At 47.2% G+C, this 14,791-nt stretch carries 10 protein-coding genes; 9 read left to right on the forward strand and 1 reads right to left on the reverse strand.

Features of this window, described 5'->3' with window-relative positions; all coding sequences use genetic code 11:
* Positions 1-96 precede the first annotated feature (96 nt).
* From gdhA to HC229_RS06125, 7 genes are all read left to right on the forward strand, one after another.
* Positions 97-1,437 (forward strand): NADP-specific glutamate dehydrogenase, encoded by a 1,341-nt coding sequence (gdhA, locus tag HC229_RS06095; protein WP_191019582.1) that lies wholly within the window; start codon positions 97-99, stop codon positions 1,435-1,437.
* A gap of 227 nt (positions 1,438-1,664) precedes the next feature.
* Positions 1,665-3,971, forward strand: a complete 2,307-nt coding sequence (gene porZ / locus HC229_RS06100) for a type IX secretion system anionic LPS delivery protein PorZ (protein ID WP_191019583.1) — start codon at positions 1,665-1,667, stop codon at positions 3,969-3,971.
* Between the two features lie 36 nt (positions 3,972-4,007).
* Entirely contained in the window at positions 4,008-4,721 is a 714-nt protein-coding gene (recO, locus tag HC229_RS06105; RefSeq protein ID WP_191019584.1) for a DNA repair protein RecO, read from the forward strand.
* Positions 4,718-5,101 (forward strand): ribosomal maturation YjgA family protein, encoded by a 384-nt coding sequence (locus HC229_RS06110; protein WP_191019585.1) that lies wholly within the window; start codon positions 4,718-4,720, stop codon positions 5,099-5,101. Before recO ends, HC229_RS06110 begins: the two co-directional genes overlap by 4 nt.
* A gap of 339 nt (positions 5,102-5,440) precedes the next feature.
* Positions 5,441-8,830, forward strand: a complete 3,390-nt coding sequence (gene ileS / locus HC229_RS06115) for an isoleucine--tRNA ligase (RefSeq protein ID WP_191019586.1) — start codon at positions 5,441-5,443, stop codon at positions 8,828-8,830.
* A gap of 9 nt (positions 8,831-8,839) precedes the next feature.
* Positions 8,840-9,220: a TraR/DksA family transcriptional regulator gene (locus tag HC229_RS06120; RefSeq protein ID WP_176006129.1), complete on the forward strand. Its 381-nt coding sequence runs from the start codon at positions 8,840-8,842 to the stop codon at positions 9,218-9,220.
* Between the two features lie 161 nt (positions 9,221-9,381).
* Positions 9,382-10,014, forward strand: coding sequence for a lipoprotein signal peptidase (locus HC229_RS06125; protein ID WP_191019587.1), 633 nt, complete (start codon positions 9,382-9,384; stop codon positions 10,012-10,014).
* Here HC229_RS06125 and HC229_RS06130 read toward each other — a convergent pair.
* Positions 10,011-10,577, reverse strand: coding sequence for a 5-formyltetrahydrofolate cyclo-ligase (locus HC229_RS06130; RefSeq protein ID WP_191019588.1), 567 nt, complete (start codon positions 10,575-10,577; stop codon positions 10,011-10,013). The genes HC229_RS06125 and HC229_RS06130 overlap by 4 nt on opposite strands.
* A gap of 94 nt (positions 10,578-10,671) precedes the next feature.
* Here HC229_RS06130 and uvrC point away from each other — a divergent pair, with 94 nt between their 5' ends.
* Both uvrC and HC229_RS06140 read left to right on the forward strand, forming a co-directional pair.
* On the forward strand, positions 10,672-12,474 hold the full coding sequence (gene uvrC, locus HC229_RS06135; protein ID WP_191019589.1) for an excinuclease ABC subunit UvrC: 1,803 nt from the start codon (positions 10,672-10,674) through the stop codon (positions 12,472-12,474).
* The gene (locus tag HC229_RS06140) at positions 12,474-14,726 is read left to right on the forward strand and encodes a patatin-like phospholipase family protein (protein ID WP_191019590.1); all 2,253 of its coding nucleotides are present in this window, start codon (positions 12,474-12,476) and stop codon (positions 14,724-14,726) included. The genes uvrC and HC229_RS06140 overlap by 1 nt, the downstream gene beginning before the upstream one ends.
* The last annotated feature ends 65 nt before the right edge of the window (positions 14,727-14,791 follow it).

Consider the following 14,791-nt stretch of genomic DNA (forward strand, 5'->3'; position numbering starts at 1 on the left):
TTCAAAAATATAATCTACAGATTTTGTCTATCCTTATATCTTTGCGTCGTTAACGAAAACGTTTTCATAACAAAACGTTAAAATCAAAAATCAAGTATGTCACAATCTATTGATGCTTTTGTCGAGTCGGTGGCCAAAAGGAACCCGAACGAGCCGGAGTTCATCCAAGCCGTTCATGAGGTTGCCGAAACCGTAATACCGTTTATTGAAAAAAACAAGAAATATCAAGGCCAAATGTTGCTCGAGCGCATGGTCGAGGCCGAGCGTATCATCACGTTCCGCGTTTGCTGGACAGATGATGCCGGCAAGACACAGGTAAACCGCGGTTACCGCATCCAGATGAATTCTGCGATCGGGCCATACAAAGGCGGTTTGCGTTTTCACCCATCGGTTAACCTTTCCATCCTTAAATTCCTCGCTTTCGAGCAGACGTTCAAGAATAGCTTGACGACTTTGCCGATGGGCGGAGGAAAAGGTGGTTCCGATTTCGATCCGAAAGGAAAATCAGACAACGAAGTAATGCGTTTTTGCCAGGCGTTCATGACGGAACTGGCCAAGCATATCGGAGCCGATACGGATGTTCCTGCGGGAGACATCGGAGTCGGAGGTCGCGAAGTCGGTTATATGTTCGGACAATACAAACGATTGAGAAACGAGTTCACCGGCGTCCTTACCGGCAAAGGAATTCCGTTTGGCGGATCGCTAATTCGCCCTGAGGCAACGGGTTACGGATGTGTGTATTTCGCGGAATCCATGCTCGGAACCAAAAGCGATTCTTTTAAAGGAAAGGCGGTTGCGATCTCGGGATCTGGAAACGTGGCACAATACGCTGCCGAAAAAGCAACGGAACTTGGAGGAAAAGTGGTGACGCTTTCTGACTCTTCAGGATATATTTACGATGTCGACGGAATCGATGCCGAGAAACTGGCGCACGTGATGGAAATCAAGAACGAACGCCGCGAGCGCATCAGCGAATACACCAAGAAATATCCGAACGCGAAATTCGTCGAAGGCAAACGTCCTTGGGAAGTAAAATGCGACGTTGCGCTACCGTGCGCGACCCAAAATGAATTGAACGGGGACGAGGCGAAAATGCTTGTTGCCAACGGTTGCATTGCTGTCGCGGAAGGCGCCAACATGCCCTCTACGCCAGAAGCAGTGACCGAATTCCTGAACGCGAAAATTCTGTTCGCGCCCGGAAAGGCGTCGAATGCCGGAGGTGTTGCCACTTCAGGTCTTGAAATGTCGCAAAACTCGCTTCGATTGAGCTGGTCGCGCGAAGAAGTCGACGAGCGTTTGAAAGGGATTATGCTCAACATCCACTCGGCTTGCGTCCAATACGGAAAAGACGGTGATTTCATCGACTACGTAAAAGGCGCCAACATCGCCGGTTTCGTGAAAGTTGCCGATGCGATGCTCGCCCAGGGAGTCGTTTAAAAATAAGACTTATCAGAAAAGATGCCTTCGAGATTCGGAGGCTTTTTTTTTGTTTAAAGTTCAAAGTTTGAAGTTCAAAGTTTGAAGTTCAAAGTTTGAAGTTCAAGGTTTAAAGTTCAAGGTTTAAAGTTCAAGGTTTGAAGTTTAAGGAGTAAATTCGACGACCCAGCAAATATGAAAACGACGATATTTCCGTTTACACTATATTTGTTACCCATTCGCTGGTTATGATAAAGAAATACGTATTGGCCTTCGCGGCGTTACTTTGTTCGCTGTTTGCCTTTTCCCAACAGGCCGGAGCGGGTTGGAAAGGCTATTTTTCGTATACCGAAATCAAGGATCTCGCCCAATCGACAAACAAATTTTATGCGGCGTCCGAAAATGCGCTTTTTTCGAAAGACCTTTCCTCGAATGTCGTCAAAACCATCAATACTATCGACGGGCTTTCCGCCCAGGTAATTTCGGCGGTTTTTCACAGCCCCGCATCGAACAGGATTCTCGTCGGATATGAAAATGGCCTGATCAACATCGTCAATCCTGATGGCTCGATCGTCAAGGTGGTCGACATCGTCAACAAGCAACTACCGCCAAACATTAAACGCGTCAACCACTTTACGGAGTATGACGGAATCATTTACATTTCCTGTGACTTTGGAATCTGCCAGTACAATCCTGCCAACCTGCAATTTGGAGATACCTATTATATAGGAACCGATCCGTCTGAGATCGTCGTTAAGCAATCTGCCGTATTCAACGGTTTTATTTATGCCGCTACTGCGGATTTCGGGATCAAGCGTGCCGACATTGCGAACCCTAACCTTATCGATGCCAGTCAATGGACGACTGTGGCCTCAGGTTCGTGGGCAGCTGTCGAGACTTTTGGCGATGAATTGGTCGCTGTGACGACGGCCGGCCAGATGAATCGTTTTAACGGAGGCGGGTTCGTCGGCTTCGGAAGCTTGCCAGCGCAACCGAAAGACATCCGCGCGACGGCCGAATACCTGATTGCGGTTACCGATGCGCGCGTTGCCATCTACAATCCTTCATTGGGCGTGACCACTCAAATTTTCAATTACAACATTCCGGACATTTTCGCTGCGTTTACCTGTGCCACGGTTATTGGGCAGAACGTCTACATCGGAACTTTGGCGCACGGCGTTTTAGTCGCACCTTTGGCCAATCCAACGACATTTGAGAATATAACGCCTGACGGTCCTACAAAGAACAACGTTTTTTCGCTTAACACCCAAACTCCGGATTTGTGGGTTACCTATGGCGATTATACCTATTTCTATGATCCGAATCCATTGCTTTATCTGGGAATAAGCAAGTTTAATGCGGACGGCTGGACCAACAAGCCGTATTCTGAAGTGCATCCGGCAGGGAAAGATGCTAATGATCTGGTACGCATCACCTTCAATCCTAACAACACGTCCCAGTTTTTTGTCAGTTCGTACCACTCCGGATTGCTGAAATTCGAAAATGAGGAACTCGTGACGCTTTACGATAATACGAACAGTGAACTCCAATCGCTGACGCTACCCGGCAGTCCGAGTTATACGAGTATTCGCGTCGAACAATCGGTGTTCGACAGCCAGGGCAACTTATGGACGACCGTCGCCAAAGTCCCGGATGGGTTGAAAGTACTAAGAGCCAACGGCAATTGGGAATCGATAGACATGACGCCCATCATAACGGGTTTTTTCGAAGACAGTTTCGGGAGAATGGTCATCGATAAGAACAATACGAAATGGATGGTGACCTATGCCAATGGAGTCGTTGCGTATAATGAAAACGCGCCCGAGCCGTACAAAAAGATAACGTCAGGTTCTGAGGCTGGCAATTTGCCGATATCTGATGCGCGCGCAATCGCCATAGACAAACGCAATCAATTGTGGATAGGAACCCGGAAAGGCTTGCGTGTGTTGCCGAGCATCGATCGCTTCAACAATGAGAATCAGATGACGGCCAACCCGATCATCATTCCGGACGGTGATGATTTTGCGGAATTGCTTTACGAACAGGCCGTGAACGACATATGCGTGGACGGAGCCAATAATAAATGGATAGGAACCGTAGATTCGGGAGTTTTTATGGTTTCGCCCGATGGGCAGGAAGAGTTGCATCATTTTACCATTGCGAATTCCCCCCTGCCAAGCAATGCCATCAACGACATCGAGATCGACGGGAAAACAGGAGAGGTGTTCATCGCAACAGACAAAGGGCTTGTGTCGTTCAAAGGCGTAAATACGGATCCGAAAGATAACCTGAGCAACGTTTACGTTTATCCTAACCCGGTGCGCCCCGGATTTTCAGGAACGGTGAAGATTGCCAACCTGATCGATAAAGCCAACGTGAAAATCGCCGATATCGCCGGAAATCTCGTTTACGAAACGATTTCGGAAGGAGGAACCGTCGAATGGGACACGACCGCTTTTGGCAAATACCGCGTCGCGTCGGGTGTTTACATGATTTTTATCGCGGCCGACGACGGTTCGGAAACGAAAGTCAAGAAAGTCATGATCGTTAGATAAAGTGTGGAATCGTCTAGTTGTTGATTTGTTGAGTTGATGAGGGTAAATACGAAAGCGATCGTTATTTCGTCGTTGAAGTATCAGGACAAAAGCCTGATCGTAAAATGTTTTACGCAATCGGACGGCCTCAAATCGTATTTCGTCCACAACGCATTTTCCTCTAAAAGCGCTACCCGCAAGACCGCCTACTTCCAACCGCTTTCCATCCTCGAGATAGAAGCCGTTCACAAGAATAAAGGCACGCTTGAAACATTCAAGGAAATCCGTTTGGCGATTCCGTTTGCTACCGTTGCCTCGGACGTGGTCAAAAGCACGATCGCCATCTTTCTCAGCGAAGTACTTCATCACAGCATTCGCGAAGAAGAAAAGAACGAAGCATTGTTTGAGTTTTTGGAAACCGCCCTGTTGTGGTTCGACACACATGACGAAGTGGCCAATTTCCATTTGATAGCGTTGCTCCAGGCGACAAAATTCTTAGGGTTTTATCCGGCGAACTGCAAGAATGACGAGCGCTATTTCGAGATGATCGAAGGTGTTTTTTCAGATTCGTTGGCGGTTTCGACGTTAGACGAGGAAGAGACACACATGTTCAAACGATTGCTGGCACTCAAGTTCGATTCCGACCAGAAGATTTTTTCAGGCAACGAACGGTCGCAACTACTCAAAATCTTACTCGACTATTACGCCTTTCACCTCGACGGATTCAAGCGCCCGAAATCGCTCGAAGTGCTAAAAGAAGTTTTCTCATGACGTTCCGGCTCCATTATTTCCGGGTTTTTTTCGCGGTTTTTGTTGTTGAGGTCTTGATAGCGAGGTTCGTCCATGACGATTTTGTGAGGCCGTATTTGGGCGATTTACTCGTGGTAATTCTGATATATGCGTTTGTTCGTGCTTTTCTGAACGTTTCCGTCAAAGTTGCCGCACTTGGAACACTTGCGTTTTCGTTTTTGGTGGAGTTTCTCCAGTTTTTGCAGATCGTAGATTGGTTGGGATTACGCGATAACAAAGTCGCTCGGATCGTGATCGGGACTTCGTTTTCATGGCATGATCTGCTCATGTATGTTTTGGGCATCGTATTCGTTCTTTTAACGGAACGGTTTTTAGGAGATCAGGACCGCGTTAGGGATTGATGCATTGTCTGAGCTCTTTTCTACACCTCAAAGGTTTATCGCATGTCGGTCAAGTTCTATCCTGGGAATGAAAAACCTTTGAGGTTTGAAAAAGCGAGTGCGAAAGCCCGACGGCTCGTAGCTTGCGGAGGGCCGAAACGCCCAAATCAAACAATCCGGACTCTATCACAAGCATTTGATTGTTAGTGAAATGTGATGGTTTCGTAAATTTTGCGGGGAACTTTTCATAAGAAGCTGTAATTCATCGGATAAAAATCGCAAAACCTCAGAAACACAGGCTTTAACATCGTTTTAAGCAAATTTTTGTCTACATTCGCGCGTCATTTATAAAACCACTCAATGAGCGCCAAGTTTACGGAATACAAAGGGCTTGACCTACCAACGGTCGCATCTGAAGTCCTCGATTTCTGGAAGAAGAACCACATTTTCGAGCAAAGTGTAACCAGCCGCGAAGGCAACGAACCTTACGTTTTTTTCGAAGGTCCGCCGTCAGCTAACGGTTTGCCCGGGATTCATCACGTAATGGCGCGTGCGATCAAGGATATTTTTTGTCGCTATAAAACCCAGAAAGGCTTTCAGGTAAAACGAAAAGCGGGTTGGGACACGCACGGTTTGCCGGTCGAACTTGGAACCGAAAAAGAACTTGGGATTACAAAAGAAGACATCGGCAAGAAAATTACTGTCGAGGAATACAACGAAGCCTGCAAACGCACGGTTATGCGTTATACCGACGTCTGGAACGACCTCACTGAAAAGATGGGCTATTGGGTCGATATGAACGATCCTTATGTGACTTACGAACCCAAATACATGGAAACGGTTTGGTGGCTTTTGAAGCAGATTTACGACAAAGGCTTGCTTTACAAAGGTTATACGATCCAACCGTATTCGCCAAAAGCAGGAACGGGTTTGAGTTCGCACGAAGTAAATCAGCCCGGGGCGTATCGCGATGTCACCGATACGACGATCGTGGCGCAATTCAAGGCTTTGGGTGAAACGCTTCCTGGCTTTTTGCAAGGTTTTGGAGACGTCCATTTTATGGCTTGGACGACGACACCTTGGACGTTGCCATCGAATACCGCTTTGACCGTCGGGCCGAAAATCGATTACGTGTTGGTCAGGACTTTCAATCAATATACGTTTGACCCGATCAATGTCGTTTTGGCGAAGAACCTAGTTGGGAAGCAGTTCGGTAAAAACTATGTTGAATCTTCGGATTTCGATTCGTACAAAGCCGGAGACAAGCAGATTCCATATCAGATATTGACCGAATTCAAAGGTGCCGACGCCGTCGGAATCAAATACGAGCAATTGCTTCCGTACGTTCTTCCGTACCAAAATCCGGAAAATGCGTTCCGCGTGATTTCGGGAGATTTCGTTACTACGGAAGACGGAACCGGAATCGTGCACACGGCGCCTACGTTTGGTGCCGACGATGCTAAAGTCGCCAAGGAAGCGTCTCCGGAAGTTCCGCCTATGCTTGTCTTGGACGAAATCGGAAACCCGGTTCCGCTTGTCGATATGCAAGGGAAATTTACGTCCCACGTTGGCGATTTGGCCGGAAAATACGTGAAGAACGAATATTATGACGCGGGAACGGCGCCCGAAAAATCGGTAGATGTCGAGATTGCGATCAAATTAAAAGAAGAGAACAAAGCGTTCAAGGTCGAAAAATACGTCCACAGCTATCCGCATTCGTGGCGAACAGACGAGCCGCTTTTGTATTACCCGCTCGATTCGTGGTTCATCAAAATGACCGACGTCAAAGAGCGCATGTTCGATCTCAACGAGGAAATCAACTGGAAACCCAAAGCTACGGGCGAAGGTCGTTTCGGGAACTGGCTCAAGAGCGCCAACGACTGGAATTTATCGCGTTCGCGTTATTGGGGAATTCCGCTGCCGATTTGGCGTACCGAAGACAAATCAGAAGAAATGCTCATCGGGTCTGTCGAGGAATTGTTCAATGAAATTGAGAAGTCGATCGCGGCTGGTTTCCAATCGGAGAATCCGTTTAAGGGTTTTGAAGCTGGAAACATGTCCGACGAAAATTATAAACTTGTCGATTTGCACAAAAATGTCGTCGACAAAATCACATTGGTTTCGCCTTCTGGAAAACCGATGAAACGCGAATCCGATTTGATAGACGTTTGGTTCGATTCTGGCGCGATGCCGTATGCGCAATGGCATTATCCGTTTGAAAACAAGGATAAAATCGATGGGAAAAAAGATTTTCCTGCCGATTTTATCGCCGAAGGTGTCGACCAGACGCGCGGTTGGTTCTACACGTTGCACGCCATCGGGACGTTGGTTTTCGATTCCGTAGCATACAAAAACGTGGTTTCGAATGGTCTTGTGTTGGATAAAGCCGGGCAGAAAATGTCCAAGCGCCTTGGGAATGCGGTCGATCCGTTTGAAACGTTGGGCGAATACGGTGCAGATGCGACGCGTTGGTACATGATCGCGAATGCGAATCCTTGGGACAATTTGAAATTTGACATCGAAGGTGTGGCCGAAGTTCGCCGCAAGTTCTTCGGGACACTTTACAACACGTACAGTTTCTTTGCCTTGTATGCGAATATCGACGGTTTCAAATATTCCGAAGCGGAAATCCCGATGGACGAACGCCCCGAGATCGATCAATGGATCATTTCGGAATTGAACACGCTGGTAAAAGACGTCGACGGTTTCTATGCCGATTACGAGCCGACGAGAGCCGCCCGCGCCATCTCTGATTTCGTTCAGGAAAACCTCTCGAACTGGTACGTTCGTTTGTGCCGACGCCGTTTTTGGAAAGGGGAATACGCGTCCGACAAAATCGCGGCTTACCAGACGTTGTATACCTGTTTGGTGACGGTTGCCAAATTAGGTGCGCCAATCGCGCCGTTCTATATGGATCAGCTTTATCGCGATCTCAACAATTTAACGCAAAAGGAAAAATTCGACAGCGTTCACCTCGCCAGATTCCCGGAATTTGTCGAAAACTTTGTTAATAAAACACTTGAGAGCAAAATGGGTAAGGCCCAGACGATTTCGTCCCTGGTTTTGTCGCTGCGAAAGAAGGAAATGATCAAGGTGAGGCAACCGCTGCAAAAGGTTATGATTCCTGTGCTTGACGCCAATCAGAAAGCGGAAATCGAGGCCATTTCGGATCTTGTGAAAGCCGAAGTTAACGTCAAGGAAGTGGAACTTCTCGACGATGCGTCGGGCGTTTTGGTCAAGCAAATCAAGCCAAATTTCAAGGCGCTTGGTCCGCGTTTCGGAAAAGATATGGGATTGATTTCCAAAGAAATACAAAATTTTACTCAGGAGCAGATTACGGAATTGGAGCGCAATGGCGAACTGACGCTTGCCATATCAGGAAAAGATACTACTTTAACATCCGCTGACGTAGAAATCTCCTCTCAGGATATAGAGGGTTGGCTAGTTGCGAATTCAGGTACGATTACTGTGGCCCTGGACATTACGATTACCGAAGAACTGAGAAACGAGGGCATAGCGAGAGAACTCGTGAACCGCATCCAAAACATGCGAAAAGACTCCGGGTTCGAGGTTACCGACAAGATCAGGGTGGAAATCCAAAGCGAAGAAATGCTCGGGAAAGCCATCGCTGCTTTTGGCCAATACATTAAAGAAGAAACACTAACGGAGGATTTGATCATCAGCGAAAGCGTCGATGGAACCGAAGTTGAATTTGACAATATCAAAACATCAGTATTAATCTCAAAATAACTAAACGAAATGGTAGATGAAAAGATTAGATACTCCGACGCCGACCTGGCGGAGTTCAAGGAAATAATTTTGAAGAAAATCGAGAAGGCCAAAGCCGATCTTGACCTCATAAAAAGCGCCTATATGAACGATTTGAACAATGGTACCGACGATACGTCGCCAACGTTCAAAGCGTTTGAGGAAGGAAGCGAAACCATGTCGAAGGAAGCGAACTCCCAATTGGCGATCCGTCAGGAGAAGTTTATCCGCGATTTGAAGAACGCACTCTTTCGCGTAGAGAACAAAACGTACGGAATCTGCAAAGTCACCGGGAAACTTATCAGCAAGGAACGCCTTAAGATCGTTCCTCACGCGACGATGAGCATCGAGGCCAAGAATTTGCAGCGATAAACCACAAAAACGTAAAAACGCTCCGATTGGGGCGTTTTTAGTTTAAGGTTCAAAGTTTAAGGTTTAAAGTTGGCTGACAGACATGTTTCGGTGATAATTGGAATGTGTAATTTGGTGCTTGGAATTTTTAAATCTATTTTTGCCGCTTTAACAACTACCGCATGTCATTACGTAACGCGTACCTGCTCATTTTCTTAGTGTTGATTGTTGATCAGTTCAGCAAGATCTACATCAAGACGAATTTCGTCCACGGAGATGAGGTTCGCGTTTTCGATTGGTTCCGGATTCTCTTCATCGAGAACGAAGGAATGGCGTGGGGAACCAAAATTCCCGGGACTTACGGCAAATTGATTTTGACCATCTTCAGGTTGTTCGCCGTAATCGGAATAGGATGGTGGTTGTGGAAATCGGTTAAAGAGAACAGTTCGCGTTATCTTATCGTGGCCATCGCCCTTATTTTCGCCGGTGCGCTCGGCAACATCATCGATTCGGTTTTTTACGGTGTCCTTTTTAGCAGCAGTCACGGTCAGTTGGCCGAACTGATGTCGCCTCAACCTTACGGTACCTGGTTCCACGGCAAGGTCGTCGACATGTTGTACTTCCCGATAATAGAAGATTATGCACTTCCGTCGTGGTTCCCGATCTGGGGCGGCAAGCACATCACGTTTTTTAACGCGATCTTCAACATTGCCGATACCGCTATTTCAATCGGAGTCGGAATACTGATCGTATTCAACAAACGAGCGTTCCATAAAAAGGAAGACCCTACGATGCCCATTTCCGACGAAATCTAGAATTCGTACACTTGGTCAGGCGTCACGCAAAAGTCGAGTTTGACATCGCTTTCAAAAACATCTTCCCAAGGCTCGACGGCTTCGAAGAACGACAATCCTATTTTTATCGTTTCCGGACGACAGTTCGCTAGGAATTTGTCGTAAAATCCCTTTCCGTATCCGACGCGGTTTCCGGCTTCGTCAAAACACAAAAGCGGCACGAAAACCACATCGATTTTGTCCGCGGGAATCCCGATGCCGCTTTCCGGTTCGGGAATGCCATACGAAGTTGGGATGATTTTCGTGTTGTCGGTCAGCAGGAAGTGCGTCATCTCGCGGGTTTGGAAATCCGACCGGGAAATGACGATGTGTTTGTCCTTTCCGGATAATAAGTGAAGAATCAGTTCGGTGTCGACTTCATTTTGGCGCGCGATCGGAAGAAAAATGTGGTAAAAATCCCTCTCCCAAATATCAATTTGCAATAAACGGTTCGCGATTGCGAGACTTTTTTCTGCAATTTGATCTTCAGTCAATTGCAGCCGCAGCGTTTTATAGGCGATCCTCAAATCGTTTTTGGTCAACATTGTATAGGTTTTGGCTGTTAAAAGTACTTAAAATTCAGATTTCGGCTACATCTGCAATACTAACCTTTAACGCGATTCGTTACATTTGTACACTATGGAATCTCCTTCTCTCGCCTTGCAAATACAGACGTTACCGGACTCACCGGGCGTTTACCAGTATTACGACAAAGACGAGCGATTGCTTTATGTGGGAAAGGCGAAAAACCTCAAAAAACGCGTTTCTTCCTATTTCAACAAGCTGCATGACAACAGGCGCACAAACGTTATGGTGCGCAAGATCGTCACGATAAAACACGTAGTTGTCCAGAATGAAAGCGATGCGTTGCTGCTCGAAAACAACATGATCAAGAAGTTGCAGCCGCGGTTTAACGTCATGCTCAAAGACGACAAAACGTATCCGTGGATATGCATCAAGCGCGAACCGTTTTCACGGATATTTTCCACGCGCAGAATGATCAAGGACGGTTCGGAATATTTTGGGCCGTACACGAGTTTCAAGACGATCTACACGATTTTGGACATGATCAAGGAATTGTATCCGCTCCGTACGTGCAATTACGATTTGACCGAAAGCAACATCCGAAGCGGAAAATTCAAAGTGTGCCTCGAATACCACATCGGAAACTGCAAAGGACCATGCGAAGGGCACGAGTCGTTATCGGTTTACCAGGATCACGTCGACCAGATCCGCGAGATATTGAAAGGCAATTTCAAGGACAGTCTGCGCGAATTCAGGAAGGCGATGCAGTTTTATGCTTCCGAAATGGAATTTGAGAAGGCCCAGATCATGAAAAACAAGATCAATGTGCTCGAGAATTACCAGTCGCGATCGATGGTGGCAAACCCGAAGATTACGAATGTGGATGTTTTTTCGATTGTTTCGGACGAAGCTTCGGCTTACATCAATTATTTGCAGATTTCACACGGTTCGGTAATCCGGTCCCATACGTTGGAACTCAAGAAAAAGCTCGATGAATCGGATGCGGAACTGCTCGAGATCGGAATTGTCGAGATCATGGAGCGCTTCGAGTTGAAACTCAAGGAAGTCATCGTGCCGTTCCAGGTCGACCTTGGCGAGAAGGTCAATATTACGGTTCCGCAGCTTGGCGACAAAAAGCAAATTCTGGAACTCTCGATCCGCAATGCGAAATACCATCGCATGGAACAGATGAAGCAAATGCAGATCGTCGATCCCGACCGTCATACGACACGTATCATGGCACAGATGAAAAAAGATTTGCGCTTGCCCGTCGAACCGCGCCACATCGAATGTTTCGACAACTCGAACATACAGGGAACCAATCCTGTTTCGGCCTGCGTCGTTTTTAAAGACGGAAAACCGAGCAAGAAAGATTACCGTCATTTTAACATCAAGACGGTAGTCGGGCCCGATGATTTCGCTTCTATGGAAGAAGTCGTGCACCGTCGCTACCGCAGATTGCTCGATGAAAACGAACCGCTTCCGCAACTGATCATCATAGACGGAGGAAAAGGACAGTTGTCCGCCGCTTTGAAAAGCCTCGACCTGTTGGGCTTGAGGGGAAAAATTTCGATCATCGGAATTGCCAAGCGACTCGAAGAACTGTTTTATCCGGACGATCCGATCCCGTTGTATCTCGACAAAAAATCGGAAACGCTAAAAATCATCCAACAACTGCGCAACGAGGCTCACCGTTTCGGAATCACCCACCATCGCGACCGACGCAGTAAAGGCGCGCTTCAAACCTCTATGGAAACCATTCCTGGAATTGGCGAAAAGACGATGCAGACATTGATCAAACACTTCAAATCGGTAAAACGGCTTAAAGAAGCGGAAGAATCTGCTATAGCAGAAGTGATTGGCCCGGCCAAAGCCAAAAAAATTGTCGATTTTTACCATCCGCAAAATCAAGCATAATGATCCGATCCCCGCAAAATATTTTCAAAGGCAACTTTTTGTGGCTTTGCTGTTTTGCGTTGTTGTTTCCGACGATCGGTTTCGCACAGGTCGATTCGATCGTAAAACCGCGGCCTAAAGTAGGATTGGTGCTCAGCGGAGGAGGGGCAAAAGGTTTCGCTCACATCGGCGTGCTCAAAGTGCTAGAAAAAACAGGCGTCAAGATCGATTACATCGGCGGGACGAGTATGGGCGCGATCATTGGCGGACTTTATGCGTCGGGTTACAATGCCAACCAGATCGACTCGATTTTTCGGCGCACGAATTTTGACGAGCTGCTTGGGGATTACATTCCGCGGTCTTCTAAGAATTTCTACGGCAAGCGAAATGACGAGTTGTACGCACTTTCGCTTCCGTTCAAAGGTATGAGAATCGGGATTCCGCGTTCGTATTCAAAGGGAATGTACACGTTCAATATGATGTCGAAATTGACGCATAACGTACGCAACGTTCGTGATTTCAACAAGCTTCCGATACCGTTTTTGTGCATCGCCACCGATATCGAAACCGGTCAGCAGGTTTTGCTCAACAGCGGCTACCTACCACAGGCGATTCGTGCCAGTGCCGCGCTTCCGACGGTTTTCAGCCCGGTCGAGCTCGACGGGCGGTTGCTCGTTGATGGCGGCGTCGCCAATAATTATCCGATAGATGAAGTTCGGGCGTTAGGTGCCGATATCATAATAGGCGTGGACGTTCAGGACGACCTCAAAGACCGCGAATTCCTCAGCGACGCCACTCGGATATTATCCCAGATTTCCAATCTCGAAATGATCGAGAAAATGAAGCCGAAGCGGCAAAAGACCGATATTTACATACGTCCCGACATGTCCGACTATAGCGTGATTTCATTCAGCAATGGCGCATCGATCATAGACGAAGGCGAGCGCGCCGCATGGGAACAGGCCGAAAAACTGACCGCGATTACCGTGAAGCGCGGTGCCTACAAACGACAGGATTTGCCCGTGCGCAGCGACAGTCTTGAGATCAAGAACATTTCGGTAAACAAGCTCGACAATTTTACGCGCGCTTATATTTTGGGCAAACTCCAATTCAAGAACGGCAGCAAAATCTGCTACGATGATTTGCGTTCCGGCATCGACAATCTTACCGGAACACAGAATTTCAGTTCGATCAGCTATTCACTCGACAGTTCTAAGGAAGGCGAAGAACTTAAGTTGAACCTTGTCGAGAATCCGATAAGGACGTATCTCAAATTCGGATTGCACTACGATGGCCTGTACAAGAGCGGAATTCTGATGAACGTGACTACCAAAAGGGTTTTGTTCAAGAACGATGTCGTATCTGCGGATGTTATTTTGGGCGACAACTTTCGGTACAATCTCGATTATTATGTAGACAACGGCTTTTATTTTAGTTTCGGGTTCCGCTCGCGCTACAATAGTTTCAGCCGCAACGTAGGAACCGATTTCAGCAACGGGGCGCTTCTCGATTCGCTCGGGCTCAACACGTTGAACATCAATTTTTCGGATCTTTCCCATCAGGTTTACGTCCAGACGTTGTTCATGCAGAAATTTATGATCGGGGCCGGAGTCGAGTGGAAACATCTCAAGATAAAGTCTGAAACGATACAAAATCAGACGGTTTCCCCGACATTTGAAAAAAGTGATTATTTGAGCGCGATTGCGTATCTGCGCTATGATTCGTACGACAACCGCTACTTTCCTAAGAAGGGATCTTACTTTTCCGGGGATTTCCAGTCGTATTTGTACTCCTCGGATTACGGCAACGATTTCAGGCGGTTCTCCATCCTAAAGGCGGAAGTTGGATTTGCGCGCACCTTTTTTGGGCGGTTCACGACAAAATTCGATGCGGAAGCGGGTTCTGCCATCGGCGATCACAGCGTACCGTTCTTCGATTTTGTACTTGGAGGTTACGGTTTCAGTAGCGTAAACAATTTCAGGCCTTTTTTCGGGTATGACTTTTTGAGTGTGTCCGGCGACAGTTACATCAAGACGGGTGTCACGTTCGACTATGAGATTTTCAGGAAGCATCACGTAAATGCGTCTGCAAATTTTGCCAATCTCGGCGCCGGCATCTTCGCGGACGGCGCCTGGATTTCTTGGCCGCATTATACGGGATACGCCGTCGGATATGGGATGGAGACGATCATCGGTCCGATTGAGATCAAATATTCGTGGTCACCGGAGCTTCCGAAAGGCTTTACGTGGTTCAGCGTTGGGTTTTGGTTTTGAGGTTTGAAGTTTAAAGTTTAAAGTTCAAGGTTTAAAGTTCAAGGTTTAAAGTTTGAGGTTAAGGT

The sequence above is a fragment of the Flavobacterium selenitireducens genome (assembly GCF_014748335.1).
In the GTDB taxonomy this organism is placed as follows: domain Bacteria; phylum Bacteroidota; class Bacteroidia; order Flavobacteriales; family Flavobacteriaceae; genus Flavobacterium; species Flavobacterium selenitireducens.